Origin of the sequence: Rhizobium sp. CG5 (assembly GCF_023701945.1) — a bacterium.
Lineage (GTDB): Bacteria > Pseudomonadota > Alphaproteobacteria > Rhizobiales > Rhizobiaceae > Allorhizobium.
Genome location: NZ_JABAEF010000019.1, coordinates 36,603 through 55,322, shown reverse-complemented (window position 1 = coordinate 55,322; position 18,720 = coordinate 36,603). Strand labels below are relative to the sequence as shown.

Below are 18,720 nucleotides of genomic sequence, written 5' to 3'. Positions count from 1 at the left end.
GAGTAACAATCCTTCTCTGCGTCCGGGCCGGGGGGCCGCGGGCCGTGGACATAACCACAATTTCGGGGAAATCAGCGGCTGTATACGCCCAATGTAGCGAAAATGCAATTCTTCAAGGTCGAAATGACCTTTGTCTAATTGCTGCGCTTAAACGACCTGCTATGAATGTGGCACATAGATGGGGAGAGGAGATCCGCCATCGTTTGTTTTTGGCGCATTCACATGAGGAGGTGTTCATGTCTGCCAAGACCTATCCGGTTTTGAAATCGGCCAAGAGCCGCGCATTGATCGACAAAGAGAAATACCTGAAATGGTATGAGGACAGCATCGAGGATCCGGAGAAATTCTGGTCCAAGCACGGCAAGCGCATCGACTGGTTCAAGCCCTATACCAAGGCCAAGAATACCAGCTTCAAGGGCAAGGTGCCGATCAAGTGGTATGAAGATGGTCTGACCAACGTCTCCTACAATTGTATCGATCGCCACCTGAAAACCCATGGTGAGCGCACGGCGATTATCTGGGAGGGCGACAATCCCTATATCGACAAGAAGATCACCTATAACCAGCTTTACGATTCCGTTTGCCGGCTCGCCAATGTGCTGAAGTCGAACGGTGTCAAGAAGGGTGACCGGGTTACCATCTACATGCCGATGATCCCGGAAGCCGCCTTTGCCATGCTCGCCTGCGCGCGGATCGGCGCGGTTCATTCGGTCGTCTTCGGCGGCTTTTCGCCCGAAGCGCTGGCCGGCCGCATCGTCGACTGCGAATCGACCTTCGTCATTACCTGCGACGAGGGCCTGCGCGGTGGCAAGCCGGTGCCGCTCAAGGAAAATGCCGATACGGCCATCGACATTGCCGCCCGGCAATATGTGATCGTCAACAAGGTTCTGGTGGTGCGCCGCACCGGCGGCAAGATCGAATGGGCGCCGGGCCGCGACCTCTGGTACCATCAGGAAATCGCCAAGGCGAAGCCGGATTGCCCGCCGGTCAAGATGAAGGCCGAGGATCCGCTTTTCATTCTCTACACGTCAGGGTCGACCGGCAAGCCGAAGGGCGTCTTGCACACGACGGCCGGCTATCTCGTCTATGCCTCGATGACGCACGAATATGTCTTCGACTACAAGGACGGCGAAATCTACTGGTGTACCGCCGATGTCGGCTGGGTGACCGGCCATTCCTATATCGTCTACGGGCCGCTCGCCAATTGCGCGACGACGCTGATGTTCGAAGGCGTTCCCAATTTCCCCGATCAGGGCCGCTTCTGGGAAGTCATCGACAAGCACAAGGTCAATATCTTCTATACGGCGCCGACCGCGATCCGCTCGCTGATGGGCGCCGGCGATCATTTCGTCGAGCGTTCGTCACGCTCTTCCCTGCGCCTGCTCGGGTCGGTCGGCGAACCGATCAATCCGGAAGCCTGGGAATGGTATTACAACGTCGTCGGCAATGGCGCTTCGCCGATCGTCGATACCTGGTGGCAGACCGAAACCGGCGGTATCCTGATCACGCCCCTGCCCGGCGCCACGGACTTGAAGCCGGGATCGGCCACCTTGCCGTTCTTCGGCATCAAGCCGCAGCTGGTCGACAATGAAGGCGTCGTGCTGGAGGGTGCGGCGGACGGCAATCTCTGCATTGTCGACAGCTGGCCTGGCCAGGCCCGGTCGATCTATGGCGATCACGCCCGCTTCGTGCAGACCTATTTCTCGACCTATAAGGGGAAATATTTTACCGGCGACGGCTGCCGGCGCGACGAGGACGGCTATTACTGGATCACCGGCCGCGTCGATGACGTGCTCAACGTATCCGGCCATCGTCTGGGAACGGCGGAAGTGGAATCGGCACTGGTGTCGCACCATCTGGTGTCGGAGGCGGCAGTGGTCGGCTATCCCCATCCGATCAAGGGCCAGGGCATCTATTGCTACGTGACGCTGATGGCGGATCACGATGGCGACGAGGCGCTGCGCCAGGCGCTGGTCAAGCATGTGCGCTCGGAAATCGGGCCGATCGCCTCGCCTGACAAGATCCAGTTCGCGCCGGGCCTGCCGAAAACCCGGTCCGGCAAGATCATGCGTCGCATCCTGCGCAAGATCGCGGAAGACGATTTTGGCGCGCTGGGCGATACGTCGACCCTTTCGGATCCGGCCGTGGTCGAGGATCTGATTGCCAATCGGCAAAACCGCCTCGCCTGATCTGTCCAGGCTGGCCGTTTCGAACAGGAAAATGCCTCTCCGCAGCGTCGGGGAGGCATTTGCTTTTGGGACAAAATGCGACAGGATAGCAAGCCGCCGACAAATTGCGGTCCACGGGAATTCCCACTCGAAAATCTGGGGCAAAGAACCTATATGGTGGGTTTGAGTAGGAGTTCTCATGGCCCGGATTGACCAGACTGAAGATTGGCGCGAACGCCATGCGCCCACGATCAGCACGTTCGAATCGCTTGCGATCGAGGCCTATGGCAATTTGCCTGAGGAATTCCGGGCGCTGACCGGCAATCTGATCATCGAGATCGTCGACTTTCCGTCCGATGAGATTTTCGAGGACATGGCGCTGGAAACGCCGTTCGATCTGCTCGGCCTGTTCGAAGGGCGCGGCATTTCGGAGCGGTTCACGATGGAGACCGGCGAACTGCCGAACCGCATCATGCTCTATCGCCGTCCCATCCTCGACTACTGGGCGGAAAACGAAGAGACGCTAGGCGATATCATCACCCATGTGCTGATCCACGAGATCGGTCACCATTTCGGCCTCAGCGACGACGATATGGAGCGGATCGAGGAATTCGCCGACGCGACGGCCGGCGATCGTTCCTAGGCGACTGACAGGTTTTCAACCTGCCCTTTTCGCTAGAGAGAGGCGAGGAAGTGGTCGAGACCGGCCTGGGCGCATTGCATGTCCTGCGCCGGGGTTCCGGAACTAAGCCCGATACCGCCGACCACATCCCCATCGACGATGACAGGCAGTCCGCCGCCGACAACCATCAGCCGGCCCGAAATGGCAGAATGAATGCCGAAGGCCGGTTTGCCGGGCTGGCTCGATTCGCCATATTCATGGGTTGCTTTGCGGGCTGCGGCCGCGGTGAAGGCCTTGTCGATGGCAATCGTCGTGCTGGTGACCTTGCCGCCATCCATGCGCTCAAAGGCGATCAGCTGGCCACTCTCGTCGGTAATAGCGATGCACATCGGCACGCCGATGTCCTGCGCCTTGGCCCTTGCGCCGGCAATCAGCGCTTGTGCATCCGATTGGTCGAGGCGTTTGATGGTCAGCATGGCATTCTTCCTTTGTGGTGAGGGCGCCATTCAATGCCGACACGCCGGCGAAAGACAATTGCACCGCCTGGAGAAACACCTTTGCCGATGACGGGTGAAGCTGGGCCGACTATTGCTCGCCGAGTTTCATATCCGGGTCGTAGTCCTTGCCATGCACCGTCTTCACCACGGCCTGGCCGCAGTTCATCAGGCCGGTCTGAGCGTTGAAGGAGAGGCTGGGCGAGCCGTGCAGTTCCCAGCCCTGGTTGAGGGCTGCCGTAACCCGATGGCAGAAGGTAGCATCGTCCGGGCCGGTCAGGAATCGATAGACTTTCATTGTCCGCTCACTCTCGGTTTTCAATCAGGGCTGCCTTTTGCAACAGCCGCTCTGCTTGTTCAAGATGCAGACGCTCGATCATGCGCCCGTTGGAATTGATCACATTGAGGCTCGCCGCCGCGGGGTCGGCAAAGGCGGCGGTGATGGCGCGAGCTTCGACCAGATCCTCGTCCGCCGGGCCGAAGCATCGGTTCGCCGCTGGGATCTGGGCCGGGTGGATCAGCATCTTGCCGTCGAAGCCCATGGCCCTGCCCTGCCGGCATTCGGCTTCGAGCCCTTGCAGATCCTTGAAGTCGTTCGAGACGCTGTCGATCACATCCAGCCCGTAGGCGCGGGCCGCCAGCAGGACCTGCATCAGCCAGGGGACCAGATAGGTCCGGCCAGGTTCGGCCGGCACGCCGGTGTCCTTGCGCAGATCGTTGAGGCCGATCACGAAGCAATCGAGCCGCGTATCCCTAGTACGTCCGTATTCGGCAATGGCCGCCGCATTGAGGATGCTGCGCGGTGTCTCCATCATCGCCCAGATGCGCAGACTGTCCGGTGCGTCACTGTCGGCCAGGAAGTCCGATGCGATCTGCACATCCTCCGGCTCGTTGACCTTCGGCAGCAACAAAGCGTCCGGCGCGCAGGCAAGCACCGTGTCCAGGTCGGCCGCAGAAAAGTCGGTGTCGAGGGCATTGATCCGGATGATGCTCTCACGGCCGACAAGAGGCGTTTCGGCAAAGAAGCGCCGGAGATTGTCGCGAGCCTCGTTCTTCCTGTCGGAGGCCACCGAATCTTCCAGGTCGAAGATCACGGCGTCGCAGTCCAGGTCGTGGATTTTCTGCAGGGCGCGCGGATTGATGGCCGGCACGCTGAGGACAGATCGGCGCAGGCGCGCGGGGTGGTGAAGGGCAAAGGAAACCATGGAAACTCGTGTGGTTGCGCTTTTCAGGACCGGACAAAAAGACGTGACATCAATAGCTCTTGCAATCCCAGGAGAGAAGGGCCACCTTCGTTGTTGTGAAAGGAATATGACCATGCACAATCTGCGTTCCATCGCTATCGCCCTTATAGGCCTTGCCCTTTTCGCGGCCGCCGCCGTCGTCACGGTGTCCCTGACGCTTCTGGCCGGCGCCGTCCTGACAACGGTTCTTGCCGCGCGCATGCTGTCTTTGCGCGCCAAACCGGTTCCTGTCCGGGCCAAACCGCAAACGCAGCCGATGCGGGTCTGGAACGACGGTCGCGGCACGATCATCGACCTCTAACGTTGGTCCGCACATGCTGCCCTGACATCGTGCAGGGCGCTCTGGGCGCGATACGTGCGCTGGAAAATCTTCCGGCAATATTTTCCTTCAAATCGCGCCTTTTTTGCTCTATTGCGGGGGTCAAACTCGCAAACGCGTAGATTGAAGGCAGGATCGATGGAAAAGTTCAACAAGCTTACGGGCGTTGCCGCACCGCTTCCGGTTGTCAATATCGACACCGACATGATCATCCCGAAAGACTATCTGAAGACGATCAAGCGGACCGGCCTTGGCACGGGTCTCTTCGCCGAAGCGCGCTACCATGAAGATGGCTCGCTCAACATGGAATTCGTGCTCAACAAGCCTGCCTATCAGAACGCCAAGATCCTGGTTGCCGGCGATAATTTTGGCTGTGGTTCGTCGCGCGAACATGCGCCCTGGGCCCTGCTCGATTTCGGCATCCGTTGCGTGATCTCCACGAGCTTTGCCGATATCTTCTACAACAACTGTTTCAAGAACGGCATCCTGCCGATCGTCGTCAGCCCGGAAGATCTGGAAAAGCTGATAGACGATGCGCAGCGTGGCTCTAACGCCGTTCTGACGGTCGATCTGGAAGCGCAGGAAATCTCCGGTCCCGACGGCGGAAAAATCAGCTTCGACATCGATGCCTTCAAGCGTCATTGCCTGCTGAACGGCCTCGACGATATTGGCCTGACGCTGGAGAAGGCCGCCAGCATCGACAGTTTTGAAAAGTCCAACGCCGTATCGCGCCCCTGGGCCTGAGGATCGATCGGACGGCTGCGGCGAATTCGTCCGTAGCCGTCTCGCCTCAATCTTAAAGACAAATCTCGAAATCCTTTGCAATCCGGGATGCAGCGTACCGCTGCACCCTGTTGCGTGCTTGAAATGAGGGCCTGCGGTCGATAAAACGCGGCACCTCTATTTCACTTTGCAAAGGTTGGCCCCATGACAGCGCGTAAGCTTTTCCTTCTCCCCGGCGACGGTATCGGCCCGGAGGCGATGAACGAAGTCCGCAAGATCATCGCGCATCTGAACAGCGATTTCGGCACCGGATTCGAGACCGATGAAGGACTGGTCGGCGGTTGCGCCTATGACGCCCATGGCGCGGCGATTTCCGAAGCGGATATGGAAAAGGCCATGTCCGCCGATGCCGTTCTGTTCGGTGCGGTGGGTGGACCCAAGTGGGACGATGTTCCCTATGACGTTCGCCCGGAAGCCGGGCTGCTGCGCCTGCGCAAGGATCTGGAGCTGTTTGCCAACCTGCGCCCGGCGATCTGCTATCCGGCCCTTGCCTCCGCGTCGTCGCTGAAGCCGGAGCTTGTCGAAGGCCTCGATATCCTGATTGTTCGCGAATTGACCGGCGGCGTCTATTTCGGCGAGCCGAAGACGATCACCGACCTTGGCAATGGCCAGAAGCGGGCGATCGATACCCAGGTCTATGACACCTATGAAATCGAACGCATCGCCTCGGTTGCCTTCGAACTGGCGCGCACCCGCAAGAACACCGTCTGCTCGATGGAAAAGCGCAATGTCATGAAGTCGGGCGTGTTGTGGCACCAGGTGGTGACCGAGACCCACAAGGCCAAGTTCCCGGATGTCAAGCTGGAGCACATGCTGGCCGATGCCGGCGGCATGCAGCTGGTGCGCGCGCCCAAGCAGTTCGACGTCATCGTCACCGACAATCTGTTCGGCGATATGCTGTCGGACGTTGCCGCCATGCTGACCGGTTCGCTCGGCATGTTGCCGTCGGCCTCGCTCGGTGCACCGGATGCCAAGACCGGCAAGCGCAAGGCGCTGTATGAGCCCGTCCACGGTTCGGCGCCCGACATCGCCGGCAAGGGTATCGCCAATCCGATCGCCATGATCGCCTCCTTCGCCATGTGCCTTCGCTATTCGTTCAACATGGTGGACCTCGCCGACCGCCTGGAAACGGCGATCGCCAATGTGCTCGGCAAGGGTATCCGCACGGCCGATATCATGGCCGAAAGCTGCACCAAAGTCGGCACGACCGAAATGGGCGATGCCGTTCTTGCCGAATTCCGGCTGCTGGCCGGCTAAGAGCCGATTTTGATGGCGGCACTCCGGATTCCGGGGTGCCGCCATCTTGCTCCGCACGGCGTCCTGTGTCATCCATAGCTGGCGAAGAAATATTGCTTAGCCGCAGTAGTATTCGTGGTCCTGGCTCCAATGGAGTGGCACATGAACCGAATATCGTCATGGTTGGATCGACGCCACAAGCGTATCCGCACGCCGACACCTTCCTTTCACTGCAGGACATATGGCTTGGCCGGCGGAAGCCTCGTCATGCTTGCTGTCGTCCTGCTGGACGGACCTGCCGGTGCTGCCAAGCAGCATGTGGCGCCGATCATGGATTGGCTGGGCGAAGGGATTACCGATTTCGGCAAATCGGACTGGATCATCTGCGTGGCGCTGTTTCTGGCATTTGAGGGTTGGGCGGCGTCCCTTATCCTCGATTCGAAGAAGGCCCGCTGCCGGGCGCTGTTTTTCAGCCAGCTGGCTTTCTATGTGTTTGCCAGCATCGCCCTGTCGGGCATGGCTGCCAATCTCATCAAGCGCGCCGTCGGGCGGGCCCGTCCGGCCAATTTCGAACATTGGGGACCGTTCGGGTTCGAGCCCTTTGCCGGGACTGCTCGGTTCGAGAGTTTTCCCTCAGGGCATTCGACGACGATCGGCGCCCTGTTCATGATCTTCGCCCTGCTGATGCCGCGTCACCGCGTTACCTTCGCCATCTTGGCCATCTGGATTGCCATGTCGCGGGTCATGGTCGGCGCGCATTACCCAAGCGATGTGATTGCCGGCCTCGCCTTCGGGTCCTGGTTCTCCCTGATGATGGCGATCGTCTTTTCGCGCTACGGTCTGGTGTTCCAGGCGTGCCCCAATGCGGCTCCGGTTCTGCGCCAGAGCCTCTGGCCGCGTTGCGCCCGCAAGGCCCGCCCTCCGATGTCGGCGGAACTGCCACCCGCCATCCTTATGCCCGATCGCCAGCCTGCAGAGGCTGTTGCGGCCTGACGATGGCGCACTATGGCGCACTGGGGCAGCTCCGTCGACATTTTCGGCCGTCGTTGGGTCACTCCCGGTGACCTGATGCCGGTTTCAGCACAGGGGTTAAGGCCGGCAGGCGCGTCCCTTTTGACGCTCCCGCTTGACAAGGGCCGAAAACCTTTTAAATGCAGGCGTGGAAGGATATCTCGAATGTGCAATTCCGGCTTGTCCATTGCTGTGAATGCCTGCCTGGCGGCAAACGCCGGAGCGAGTGACCTATTGCCCCTTCCGATCCTGACCACGGCCAAAACGACGACGAAAACCGTCTGACGTCTCTGGCCACCGCTCTCTCCCCGGCACGGCCGGGGATAAGGAAAGTGCGCGTCGAGCGACTTTTCCCCTCACCATACTGCGGAGAGACAGAAAGAGAGCAAAAACTATGGGTTTCAAAATTGCAATCGTGGGCGCCACCGGCAATGTCGGTCGCGAGATGCTCAACATTCTCTCGGAGCGGGACTTCCCGGCCGATGAGGTGGTGGCCCTTGCTTCAGCGCGGTCCCAGGGCACCGAAGTGTCTTTCGGTGACAAGGTCCTGAAGGTCCAGAATCTCGAGAACTATGATTTCTCCACGACCGACATTTGCCTGATGTCGGCCGGCGGCACCATTTCGCAGAAGTGGTCGCCGAAGATTGGTGCTCAAGGCTGCGTGGTCATCGATAACTCGTCGGCCTGGCGCTATGACCAGGATGTGCCGCTGATCGTTCCGGAGGTCAATCCCGATGCCATCACCGGCTTTACCAAGCGCAATATCATTGCCAATCCCAATTGCTCGACAGCACAGCTCGTCGTGGCGCTGAAGCCGTTGCACGATTTCGCGACGATCAAGCGTATCGTGGTGTCGACCTATCAGTCGGTGTCGGGTGCCGGCAAGGATGGCATGGACGAGTTGTTCAACCAGACGCGTGCCGTGTTCGTTGCCGATCCGATCGAAACCAAGAAGTTCACCAAGCGCATCGCCTTCAACGTCATTCCCCATATCGACAGCTTCATGGAGGATGGCTACACGAAGGAAGAATGGAAGGTCCTGGCCGAAACCAAGAAGATGCTGGATCCGAAGATCAGGGTCACCTGCACGGCTGTGCGCGTGCCGGTGTTCATTGGCCATTCGGAATCGGTCAATATCGAATTCGAGAAGGAAATCACTGCGGAACAGGCGCGTGACATCCTGCGCGACGCGCCGGGTTGCCTAGTGATCGACAAGCACGAAGACGGCGGCTACATCACGCCTTACGAGTGCGCCGGCGAGGATGCCACCTTCATCTCGCGCATCCGCGAGGATGCGACGGTGGAAAATGGCCTCAACATGTGGATCGTCTCGGACAACCTTCGCAAGGGCGCCGCTCTCAATGCCGTGCAGATCGGCGAATTGCTGATCAATCGTGGCCTGATCAAGCCGCGCAAGGCCGCCGCCTGATTGCTTAGACTGATGTTCCGCACCCCGGTATTGCCGCTCGGCGATGCCGGGGTGTCGTTTTTTGCGTCACTGGTCGGCCCGAACGGCCTGGGCGCGTCCAAATATCTGAAATGACCTCTATTCGGGTCTGGTTGATCAACACTTTGTCATATAGAGGCAAAGACTTCCGTTGCACGTGACAGAATCAGGTGCAACTGGCATGTTCGGCCGAATATTTTAGAAAACGCGTACTAAGACGAGGACATCGATGCGACTTGCGAACTTCCTGACCACGGCATGTCTCGTGACGGCGGCCTTTGCCGGCGCCATCAACACCGCGAATGCGGCGCAGTGCGGAAATACATCCGCGGGTTTTGCGAGTTGGGTCGATGAGTTCAAGGCAGAGGCTGCCGGCAATGGCATCAGCCCCGGTGTTCTCAACAGCGCCTTCGCGAATGTAACCTATAGTCCTGCCACGATCCGGGCCGACAGAGGACAGAAGAGCTTCAAGCTGTCGTTCGAACAGTTCATGCAGAAGCGCGGCGGCAATGCGATCATTTCCCGCGGCAAGGGCATGAAGAAGAACAATGCCGCGCTGTTCTCCAAGATTGAACAGAGATACGGCGTGCCTGCCGGGCCTTTGCTGGCGATCTGGGGCATGGAGACCGGGTTCGGCGGCTTCCTCGGCAATGAACACACGCTTTCGGCGGTTGCGACGCTGGCCTACGATTGCCGCCGCAGCGATTATTTCACCGATCAGCTCTACGCAGCCCTGCAACTGGTCGCCAACAATTCGCTGAGCACGTCGGCACGCGGTGCCGCCCACGGCGAAATCGGGCAAACCCAGTTCCTGCCGCGCAATGTCGTGAAATTCGGCGTGGACGGTGACGGCGATCGTCGCATCGATCTGGTTCATTCCAAGGCCGACGCCCTGGCCTCGACGGCGAATTTCCTGAGAGGCAACGGTTGGCAGGCAGGGGCGGGATATCAGCCCGGAGAGCCAAATTTCGGGGCGCTGACCCAATGGAACGCCGCGACAGTCTACCAGAAGGCTATCGCCCATATCGGCGCGCGGATCGACGGCGAATAATCAGGCCGTTGTGAAGCTCGGGTTTTCCGCGTCGGACGCCGTTCCAGCGTCCACGACAATGCAATTGCGACCGGAGCCTTTTGCAGCGTACAGCGCAAGATCGGCTCTCTTTAAAAGCTCCGTCAACAGGTCCTGGTGGGCCGGCGCACTTATGCCGGCGCATCCGAAGCTGGCTGTAACGCGCAGCGTGGTGCCGTCGGGCAGCTTTATGTCGGCGTTTTCGATGGCTTGGCGTACGCCCTCGGCCACAGCGGCGGCGTCTTCGGCGGAACTGCCGGGCAGCAGGGCCAGAAACTCCTCGCCTCCGTGACGCACCAGCAGATCGAACGGACGGAAGTTCGCCCTAGCGATCATCGCGACCGTACGCAGGACCACATCGCCGGCATCGTGGCCGTAGGTATCGTTGACCCGCTTGAAGTGATCGAGATCGAAAAGGATGGCCGAGACCCAGTCACGATTTGCGGAGGCCTGGTGCAAGAGAGCAGAGGCGGCAGACTGAAAGCCGCGGCGATTGTACAAGCCGGTCAAAAGGTCGGTCTGGGCCGCATCGCGCAGTTCCAGGATCATCGCTTCCCGCTCGCTGCGAATGGTGGCGATCAGCTTCATCCCTTTCATGGCCAGCAGGATGATCGCCGTAATCAGCAAGCCCAGCGTGGCGACGATGCTGACAAGCACGATCAATTGGCTGCGTGCCCGGTCGGCGAGTTGATCGCCGTGCCGCTCTATATCCGAAATCAGGGCCGCAATCGTCTGTTGCCAGAGCCTGGTGCGCCCCTCCTGGATGCGGTCCCAGGTTTGGGGCGGTGTTGCGGCGCTGTTCACGGTATCCCGCTCTATCGATGCGATTGCCCCCTCAAGCCAGTTGCCATCGCTCGAATGGTCGAATTCGCTGAGTGCTTTCACTCGCGGATCGTCGATAGACTGCTGTAACTGGATCCGACCTGCCTTGTCCACGACGATCGCCCGTTCCAGCGCATCCGTCTGCTCGGCGTCCAGGCTTTTGCCCGACAGCAAGGCGGCGCCGTAATACGTCAATTCCAGCCCGGCCTCGTTGATGTCGAGCAGGTACCTCAGCAGCTGAAGGTCTTGCAGCAATGCTGCGTCATCGATGTTCGACCTGACGCGATCGACGATATTCAGATAGGCCTGCGAGGCTGACTTGAAGACGTTGTCCACGCTGTCGACGGATGGATTTTCGGTATCGACGCTGTCGCGCTGGCGCAGCAAGGCGTCGATTGCGGATTGCATCCGGCGCAGGTCCGGGGCGTTGTCCGGATCGTCGACGGTACGCTGCGGAAAGGACCTGATCTCGTCATCGAGCGCCGTGCGGGCCTGTTGCAGGATCAGCCGATTGGGCTCACTTGGATCCTCAAGATACAACGCTGTCGCGCTGGCTTCCGCCGGCATCGTCTGCGAGGCAATCCTGGCGGCAGAAAACACCACATAGGCATGGTCCTTGCCGACCTCGAGTTTCCTGTATTCCCCATAGTAAAGGCTGAGCAGAAAGGCGGTCTCGACAGCCATCACCGCCGATGGCAGGATCAATGCTGCCATCACCGCCCGTCTGATCATGCCAAAACGCATTCAGCGCTCCTCCACACCAAAGGTCGCCGCACGCAGACCAATTCCGAAAAAATAAACGACTTACCTGAACAATTTCTAAAGTGGAGGAGCTTCGAGGGTTTTGGCTCAGGCTTCCAGGCGGGTAAAATCGCGCGTATTGCCGTCCATGATCCACAATTCACCGTTGGAAATGTCGAACCACGCACCGTGAATCTGCAGTTTGCCGCGCTCTTCCAGAATCTTGACGCAGGGGAAGGTCCGCAGATTGATGATCGAGTTGCGAACGGAAATCCGCTCCAGTGCCGTCTGGCGCTCGGCATCGGTCATCACAAGATTATTCTGGATCTGCTCGGCCGCCGGCTTTACCAGGCCCATCCATTTGCCGATGAAGTCGCCGGGAGACAGCGGTTCGGCATTGGGATCGAGTGCGGCGCGAATGCCGCCGCAGCGGCCATGGCCCATGACGATGATGTCGCGGACGCGCAAGGACTGTACGGCGAATTCCAGCGCCGCCGACGTGGAATGATACTGGCCGTCCGGCTCGTAGGGCGGCACCATATTGGCGACATTGCGCACGACGAAAAGCTCGCCGGGACCGCAATCGAAAATCGTCTCGGGCGCCGAGCGGGAATCGCAGCACGCGACCACCATGGTATGGGGTTTTTGACCCTGTTCGGCGAGAGCGCGATAGCGTTCTCGCTCGTCGCTATAGCGACCGTCCATGAAATTGCGGTAACCCGCGAGTAGGGAGCTTGGAAAACGCTGCATGGCCATGAATTACCGCGCCGCAGCACGGTTGGCAACACCTGTTCACAGGCGGTGCCTCACGAGGGTCGTTTTGGCCTTTGGGCGGGATGCATCAGCCGGCGCATCTGCACCAGCGCCATGGGGGTCAGCAGACTGGATTGATCGCGCTCCAGGGTCAGTTCGTCGCTGCCTCTTTTCTTGGTGCGCGCCAGGATCTCGAATACGCTGGCTGTGGCCAGCTGCAGCGCCTTTTCCTCATCGAGACCGGCCAGCAGGCGACCGAGAAACAGGGCGGCGATCAGGTCGCCGAGGCCATTCGGCGGATCGTCGACCAGGCGATGTTCGGCCAGCAGGGCATGTCGGCCGGACAGCAGAAGATTGCCCGTGCCGCCGCTCATCATCGGCACTGCCGAAGTGACCAGAACGCGCGGCGGGCCGAGCGATAGGGCCGCCTGGGTGATCATGTTGTTGTCGGTGAGTTCGCTGCCGACCATCCAGGCGAGTTCGTATCGATTGGGTGTGGCGATGGTTGCCAGCGGGATCAGGAAATCGCGAATCGCCGCGGCTGTCGCTTCGGGAACATAGAGTCCGCCCATGTCGCCGACCACCGGATCGCAGACATAGGTGAGATCAGGATTGTGTTCCTTCAGCGCAGCGACCAGGCGGGCCACCGCCTTCGGCTGTGCCGGGCTGCCGAAATAGCCGGTCAGAACACCCTTCACCTCGGAAATCCACGGTGCCCGAATGAGATCGTCGATGACCCGCTCGAAATCGTCATCGGGAAAGGTCATGCGGGTCGAAGGACCATGTCCCGGATGCCATGGCAGGACCACCGTCGGCAGCGCCCAGACGGGAAAGCCGAGCGCCTCAAGGGCAAATACCGCGGCACGGTTGCCGACGGACCCTCGCACCACATGACTGGAAATAACGATGACGGCGCCCGCCGAATTCTCTGACATGCAATCCCGATCCAATGCGTCAATGTTACCGCGTGCGCGTTGATCATCCTTTTCGGGCCAGGCTGTCAACAACGGTGTTGCTCAGGACCTGTGGTCTCGGCCATCGAGTGCATGGTTGGCAATAATTGTGTGCTTCTGCCGAAGCAGACACGAAAAGAGCAACATGCCCGTCAATATTCGGGCTTAATACACCTTTCTGCAAGCATTCTTGCGCAGCTTGCTCTTGGAAATGAACCGGGGGGAACCGTTATGGTCACAAACAGAAAATCGAAGCGGGAAAAGCAGTTCGAGCAGGCAGCGGCGATTGCTGCGGCACAAGGCAAGGTGCTGGTCGAACCGCTTGCGCTGTTTGGACGGGCCAGCGAGGATGACCTCGACATCTACACGCCCGACATGCTTGCCCGTGCCGCCGCCCGTGCGGCCCACGACCTGAAGGCCTGGGACGGCACGTCGGCCCGTATCACGATCGACACGGTCGAAGGCATCGAGCAGAACGGTACGGCGGTCAGCGTCTTGTCGATCGTCGATCGCAACAAGCCATTCCTCTATGATTCGGTGATGGGCGAGGTCACCAGCCAATATCGCGATATCTTCCTGGCGGTTCACCCAATCCTGACCGGCGGCAAGGCCGAGTGGGTGCTGGCCGACAAGGATGCCAAGGCCGAGGATCGCGTCAGCTATATCCAGTTGCATCTGTCGGCCCTGTCCGAAGCGCAGGCCGCCGGTCTGATCGGACGGCTGGAAGCGGTCCTGGCCCAGGTGGACGTCGCGTCAGCCGACTGGAAGCCGATGCTGTCCGTTCTCGACACAGCACTTGCAGAGCTGGCCGCCCAGTCGGTGTCGCGGCGCAAGGGCGATCGTGATGAGGCCCTCGCGTTCCTGCAATGGCTTCGAGACGACAATTTCACCTTCCTCGGCATGCGGGACTATACCTATTCGGGCGAGGGTGCCGATGCGCAGGTCGAACGGGGCAAGGGACGCGGTCTCGGCATCCTGTCGGATCCCGATGTGCTCGTGCTGCGCCAGGGCCGCCAGGCCGTCACCACGACGCCGGAGATTCTCGCCTTCCTGCAGGGGCCGGACTACCTGATCGTCACCAAGGCAAACGTCAAATCCGTCGTCCATCGACGCGCCTACATGGATTATATCGGCGTCAAGCGGTTCAATGCCGAAGGCAAGGTGATTGGCGAACTGAGGATCGTCGGACTTTTCACCGCGACCGCCTACACACGATCCGTCAATCATATTCCGCTGCTGCGGGCCAAGATCGACAAGGTGGTCGGTCACTTCGGCTTCGACCCTCTGAGCCATTCCGGGCGCATTTTGCAGAACACGCTGGAATCCTATCCGCGCGATGACCTTTTTCAGATCGATGCGGAGACCTTGGCAAAATTCTGCGAGCAGATCCTCGACCTGACCGAGCGTCCGCGTGTCCGCGTCCTGCCGCGCATCGATCACTTTGACCGCTTCGTCTCGTTGATCGTCTACGTACCGCGCGAGGACTACAATTCCGCCGTTCGCGAAAAGATCGGTGCCTATCTGGCAACCGTCTATGATGGCCATGTCTCGGCCTATTATCCGGCCTTCCCCGAAGGCGGCGTGGCGCGTGTTCATTTCATCATCGGCCGGGCTGAAGGCAAGACGCCCAGAATAGCGCAGTCGCGGCTCGAAGACGCCGTGCGGCAGATCACCACCCGATGGGAAGACCGGTTTGTCGCATTGGCCGGTCCCTCTGCCCCGCACCTCATCGTCAGCACTGCCTATCAGGAAGCTTTTGCTGCCGAAGAAGCCGTTGCCGACCTTTCCCATTTCGAAGCCTGCCTGAACGGTGAGACGATCAGCATTGCGTTTCACGAGCAGGCGACCGATGAGGGCAAGGCCCTTTATCTCAAGGTCTTCCATAGCGGCGCGCACCTGCCGCTGTCCCGGCGGGTGCCGCTGTTGGAAAACCTTGGTTTCAGCGTCATCAGCGAGCGAACCTTCGACATCGAGGTGCCGGTTGCCAACGGAGAGCTCAAAGAGATTGTTCTCCATGACATGGAATTGCAGGTCCAGGGCGGTCAGCCGTTCCGGCTCGACGCGAAAGGTGCGCTGGTCGAGGAAGCATTTCTCGATTCCTTTTCGGGCCGCGTCGACAATGATGCCTTCAACCGCCTGGTGCTCGGCGCCGGCCTGACAGCCCGGCAGGTGACGGTGCTCAGAGCCTATGCCGCCTATCTCCGGCAATGCGGCATCGTCTATTCGCAGAGCTACATTGCCGATACCCTGAACAAGTATCCGGTGATCGCCGCCAGCCTTCTTCGTCTGTTCGAGGTCTCTTTCGATCCGGCTCTTACGGATAAAAGCCGGGCACGGCGGCAGGCCGATGCGCACCAGCAGATCGAGGCGGCTTTGGCTGGCGTTCCGAGCCTGGACGAAGATCGCATCCTGCGGCGCTATGTCACCAGTATCGATGCCACGCTCAGGACCAACTATTTCCAGAAGCAGGCGGCTGCAGCCGCCCGCCCGATGCTGGCCTTCAAGTTCGATCCGCAACGGGTCGAGGGCCTGCCGGAGCCACGGCCATTCCGGGAAATCTTCGTCTATGGCGTCGAGGTCGAGGGCATTCACCTCCGCTTCGGCAAGGTCGCCCGCGGCGGCCTGCGCTGGTCGGACCGGGCGCAGGATTACCGAACGGAAGTGCTGGGGCTGGTCAAGGCGCAGCAGGTCAAGAACGCCGTGATCGTACCGGTCGGTGCCAAGGGTGGCTTCTATCCGAAGCAATTGCCAAGCGGCGGCAGCCGCGAGGACTATCTGAACGCCGGCAAGGAAGCCTACAAGACCTATATCCGCACCCTGCTGTCGATCACCGACAATATCCGCGACGGCGAGATCGTGCCGCCGCCGGAAACGATCCGGCTGGACGGCGACGATCCGTATTTTGTCGTGGCGGCGGACAAGGGCACAGCGACGTTTTCCGATACCGCCAATGGGCTGGCGCGCGATGCCGGCTTCTGGCTGGACGACGCCTTTGCCTCTGGCGGCTCGGCTGGCTACGACCATAAGAAGATGGGCATTACCGCCCGTGGTGCCTGGGAGGCGGTCAAGCGGCATTTCCGCGAAATGGATATCGATATCCAGACGACGCCGTTCTCGGTTGCCGGCGTCGGCGACATGTCGGGCGACGTGTTCGGCAATGGCATGCTGCTGTCAGAGAAGATCCGCCTGATCGCCGCCTTCGACCACCGGGATATCTTCATCGATCCGGAGCCGGATATGGCACGCTCCTTCACTGAGCGGACCCGGCTGTTTGGGCTCGCCCGTTCCAGCTGGCAGGACTATGACCGCGCCATCCTGTCCAAGGGCGCCATGATCATTTCCCGGGCCGAGAAATCGGTGGTCCTGACGCCTGAGGCGGCGCAGGCGATCGGGCTTGAGAAGCTGACGGCAACGCCGTTCGAGATCATGACGGCGATCCTCAAGGCGCCCGTCGACCTGCTGTGGTTCGGCGGCATCGGCACCTATATCAAGGGTGCGGCGGAAACCGACGCCGAGGTGGGCGACCGTGCCAATGATGCCATCCGCATCACATCGGCCGACGTGCAGGCCAAGGTGATCGGCGAGGGTGCTAATCTCGGTGTCACGCAGAAGGGCCGTATCGGCTATGCGCTGCAGGGCGGGCGCTGCAATTCCGATGCGATCGACAATTCCGCCGGCGTCAACTCGTCCGACATCGAGGTCAATATCAAGATCGCGCTTTCGTCTGCAATCGCCTCCGGCAAGCTCACCTTCGCCAAGCGGGACAAGCTGCTGGTCGATATGACCGAAGAGGTGGCGGATCTGGTTCTGCGCAACAACTATTTGCAGCCGCTGGCACTTTCGTTGACCGAGCGGCAAGGCACCGGCAACCGGGAAGAACTTAGCCGGCTTATCTACGTGCTGGAAAAAGCCGGACGGCTCAATCGCAAGGTCGAAATGCTTCCCGACGACTCAGCGATCAGCGAGCGCTATTCCTCGGGCAAATCGCTCAGCCGTCCCGAGATCGGCGTCCTCTTGTCCTATGCCAAGATCGTTCTGTTCGATGCCCTGGTGGACAGCAGCCTGCCGGACGATCCCTACTGCCACCAGATCCTGTTCCAGTATTTTCCGGAGAAGATGCGCAAGGCCTATGCAGAGGAAATTTCGGGCCATCGCCTGCATCGCGAGATCATCTCCACCGTCCTTGCCAATCACGTCATCAATCGCGGCGGCCCAGGCTTCGTGGCGAGCGTCAGCGATGCCACGGGTGCCCTGCCGTCCGAGGTGGTGAAAGCCGCATTGCTGGCGCGCGACGGGTTTGAGCTTCCGGCCATCTGGGCCAGGATCGATGCTCTTGACGGCAAGATCCCGGGCAAGGTCCAGAATGACCTCTATGCCAAGGTCGGTCAGGTCTATTGCGATGTGACGAAGCTGCTGATCGAGACCGGCAATGCCAGCGGCCCGATGGCCGAGGCCGTGGAAAGGCTGAACACTGCGGTTCGGTCGCTCCTCCAGCTGATCATCTCGGTCGCGCCCGATGACGTCTCTGAACGGATGCGGGAGGAGGCTGCGGAGTTTACCAAGGCTGGCGTTGCAGAGGACCTTGCCCGCGATGTCGTTCGCCTGTCCCTGCTGGCGCTGTCACCGGAGATCATGCAGATCGCCAGTACGACCGAGACCAAGCTCGTGCGCGCCGCAGAGGGATATCATGCGGCGACGGAGACCTTCCGGATCGGCCGCTTGCTGGAGACTGCGCAGCGCGTCTCGACCAGCGACCACTACGATAGCCTCGCCTTGACCCGCAGTCTCGACCGGATCGCTGCGGCACGGCGCGACATTGTCATCGCGGCCCTGTCGCAATATCGCGATGAACGCAATCCCATTGAGGCCTGGCGCGCCGGAGACAGTATCCGCATCGACCGGTTGGGCGCCGAGCTCGTGGCGCTCAGCGAAGGCGGTGAGCCCAGTCTTTCGCGGATCACGGTGGCCGCCGGGCTGCTGAGTGATATTGCGCATAACCGCTCCTGATGCCACTGTCTGCCCCGTAACGGGCAGGGGAAGGTGGCGACCAGTGAACGA

15 protein-coding genes are annotated in these 18,720 nt (G+C 60.3%); 9 read left to right on the top strand and 6 right to left on the bottom strand.

The annotated features are described in order from the left end of the window. The first annotated feature begins 236 nt into the window (after positions 1 to 236). Both acs and HGO38_RS24730 read left to right on the top strand, forming a co-directional pair. Positions 237 to 2,189 (top strand): acetate--CoA ligase, encoded by a 1,953-nt coding sequence (gene acs, locus HGO38_RS24735; RefSeq protein ID WP_250958489.1) that lies wholly within the window; start codon positions 237 to 239, stop codon positions 2,187 to 2,189. A 178-nt stretch (positions 2,190 to 2,367) separates the two neighbouring features. Next, the gene (locus HGO38_RS24730; RefSeq protein ID WP_168475553.1) at positions 2,368 to 2,811 is read left to right on the top strand and encodes a metallopeptidase family protein; all 444 of its coding nucleotides are present in this window, start codon (positions 2,368 to 2,370) and stop codon (positions 2,809 to 2,811) included. 32 nt (positions 2,812 to 2,843) lie between these two features. Here the strand turns inward: HGO38_RS24730 and HGO38_RS24725 are convergent, their stop codons facing one another. From HGO38_RS24725 to HGO38_RS24715, 3 genes are all read right to left on the bottom strand, one after another. Next, positions 2,844 to 3,266: a GlcG/HbpS family heme-binding protein gene (locus HGO38_RS24725; RefSeq protein WP_250958488.1), complete on the bottom strand. Its 423-nt coding sequence runs from the start codon at positions 3,264 to 3,266 to the stop codon at positions 2,844 to 2,846. A 109-nt stretch (positions 3,267 to 3,375) separates the two neighbouring features. Continuing rightward, positions 3,376 to 3,582, bottom strand: a complete 207-nt coding sequence (locus tag HGO38_RS24720; RefSeq protein ID WP_250958487.1) for a DUF1737 domain-containing protein — start codon at positions 3,580 to 3,582, stop codon at positions 3,376 to 3,378. Between the two features lie 7 nt (positions 3,583 to 3,589). After that, positions 3,590 to 4,489 (bottom strand): HpcH/HpaI aldolase/citrate lyase family protein, encoded by a 900-nt coding sequence (locus tag HGO38_RS24715; protein ID WP_250958486.1) that lies wholly within the window; start codon positions 4,487 to 4,489, stop codon positions 3,590 to 3,592. Positions 4,490 to 4,601: 112 nt separating this feature from the next. Here HGO38_RS24715 and HGO38_RS24710 point away from each other — a divergent pair, with 112 nt between their 5' ends. The 6 genes from HGO38_RS24710 to HGO38_RS24685 all read left to right on the top strand — a co-directional run bounded on the left by HGO38_RS24710 (position 4,602) and on the right by HGO38_RS24685 (position 10,375). Beyond that, the gene (locus HGO38_RS24710; RefSeq protein WP_250958485.1) at positions 4,602 to 4,829 is read left to right on the top strand and encodes a hypothetical protein; all 228 of its coding nucleotides are present in this window, start codon (positions 4,602 to 4,604) and stop codon (positions 4,827 to 4,829) included. A 156-nt stretch (positions 4,830 to 4,985) separates the two neighbouring features. Further along, entirely contained in the window at positions 4,986 to 5,591 is a 606-nt protein-coding gene (gene leuD / locus HGO38_RS24705) for a 3-isopropylmalate dehydratase small subunit (protein WP_250958484.1), read from the top strand. 183 nt (positions 5,592 to 5,774) lie between these two features. Continuing rightward, complete coding sequence (gene leuB, locus HGO38_RS24700) at positions 5,775 to 6,887, top strand: 3-isopropylmalate dehydrogenase (RefSeq protein ID WP_250958483.1); 1,113 nt, start codon at positions 5,775 to 5,777, stop codon at positions 6,885 to 6,887. Between the two features lie 246 nt (positions 6,888 to 7,133). Then, a complete protein-coding gene (locus HGO38_RS24695; RefSeq protein ID WP_250958482.1) occupies positions 7,134 to 7,859 on the top strand; it encodes a phosphatase PAP2 family protein in 726 nt (241 codons plus the stop codon). A gap of 412 nt (positions 7,860 to 8,271) precedes the next feature. Further along, a complete protein-coding gene (locus tag HGO38_RS24690; protein WP_250958481.1) occupies positions 8,272 to 9,306 on the top strand; it encodes an aspartate-semialdehyde dehydrogenase in 1,035 nt (344 codons plus the stop codon). 247 nt (positions 9,307 to 9,553) lie between these two features. Further along, positions 9,554 to 10,375: a lytic murein transglycosylase gene (locus HGO38_RS24685; protein WP_250958480.1), complete on the top strand. Its 822-nt coding sequence runs from the start codon at positions 9,554 to 9,556 to the stop codon at positions 10,373 to 10,375. Here the strand turns inward: HGO38_RS24685 and HGO38_RS24680 are convergent, their stop codons facing one another. The 3 genes from HGO38_RS24680 to pdxY form a co-directional block, all read right to left on the bottom strand. Further along, positions 10,376 to 11,818 carry a GGDEF domain-containing protein gene (locus tag HGO38_RS24680; RefSeq protein WP_250958479.1) on the bottom strand — a complete coding sequence of 481 codons (1,443 nt, stop codon included), beginning with the start codon at positions 11,816 to 11,818 and terminating at the stop codon, positions 10,376 to 10,378. A gap of 246 nt (positions 11,819 to 12,064) precedes the next feature. After that, positions 12,065 to 12,712, bottom strand: coding sequence for a carbonic anhydrase (locus HGO38_RS24675; RefSeq protein ID WP_250958478.1), 648 nt, complete (start codon positions 12,710 to 12,712; stop codon positions 12,065 to 12,067). 50 nt (positions 12,713 to 12,762) lie between these two features. After that, complete coding sequence (gene pdxY / locus HGO38_RS24670) at positions 12,763 to 13,644, bottom strand: pyridoxal kinase PdxY (protein ID WP_250958477.1); 882 nt, start codon at positions 13,642 to 13,644, stop codon at positions 12,763 to 12,765. A gap of 249 nt (positions 13,645 to 13,893) precedes the next feature. Between pdxY and HGO38_RS24665 the strand changes: the two genes are divergently transcribed. Continuing rightward, positions 13,894 to 18,669 (top strand): NAD-glutamate dehydrogenase, encoded by a 4,776-nt coding sequence (locus tag HGO38_RS24665; RefSeq protein WP_250958476.1) that lies wholly within the window; start codon positions 13,894 to 13,896, stop codon positions 18,667 to 18,669. The last annotated feature ends 51 nt before the right edge of the window (positions 18,670 to 18,720 follow it).

Coding starts and splice junctions, on each gene's coding strand:
- pdxY (WP_250958477.1), bottom strand. CDS start 13,644: ATGTCAGAGAATTCGGCGGGCGCCGTCATCGTTATTTCCAGTCATGTG.
- HGO38_RS24730 (WP_168475553.1), top strand. CDS start 2,368: ATGGCCCGGATTGACCAGACTGAAGATTGGCGCGAACGCCATGCGCCC.
- HGO38_RS24695 (WP_250958482.1), top strand. CDS start 7,134: ATGCTTGCTGTCGTCCTGCTGGACGGACCTGCCGGTGCTGCCAAGCAG.
- HGO38_RS24675 (WP_250958478.1), bottom strand. CDS start 12,712: ATGGCCATGCAGCGTTTTCCAAGCTCCCTACTCGCGGGTTACCGCAAT.
- HGO38_RS24725 (WP_250958488.1), bottom strand. CDS start 3,266: ATGCTGACCATCAAACGCCTCGACCAATCGGATGCACAAGCGCTGATT.
- acs (WP_250958489.1), top strand. CDS start 237: ATGTCTGCCAAGACCTATCCGGTTTTGAAATCGGCCAAGAGCCGCGCA.
- HGO38_RS24665 (WP_250958476.1), top strand. CDS start 13,894: ATGGTCACAAACAGAAAATCGAAGCGGGAAAAGCAGTTCGAGCAGGCA.
- HGO38_RS24715 (WP_250958486.1), bottom strand. CDS start 4,489: ATGGTTTCCTTTGCCCTTCACCACCCCGCGCGCCTGCGCCGATCTGTC.
- HGO38_RS24710 (WP_250958485.1), top strand. CDS start 4,602: ATGCACAATCTGCGTTCCATCGCTATCGCCCTTATAGGCCTTGCCCTT.
- HGO38_RS24690 (WP_250958481.1), top strand. CDS start 8,272: ATGGGTTTCAAAATTGCAATCGTGGGCGCCACCGGCAATGTCGGTCGC.
- HGO38_RS24685 (WP_250958480.1), top strand. CDS start 9,554: ATGCGACTTGCGAACTTCCTGACCACGGCATGTCTCGTGACGGCGGCC.
- leuB (WP_250958483.1), top strand. CDS start 5,775: ATGACAGCGCGTAAGCTTTTCCTTCTCCCCGGCGACGGTATCGGCCCG.
- leuD (WP_250958484.1), top strand. CDS start 4,986: ATGGAAAAGTTCAACAAGCTTACGGGCGTTGCCGCACCGCTTCCGGTT.
- HGO38_RS24720 (WP_250958487.1), bottom strand. CDS start 3,582: ATGAAAGTCTATCGATTCCTGACCGGCCCGGACGATGCTACCTTCTGC.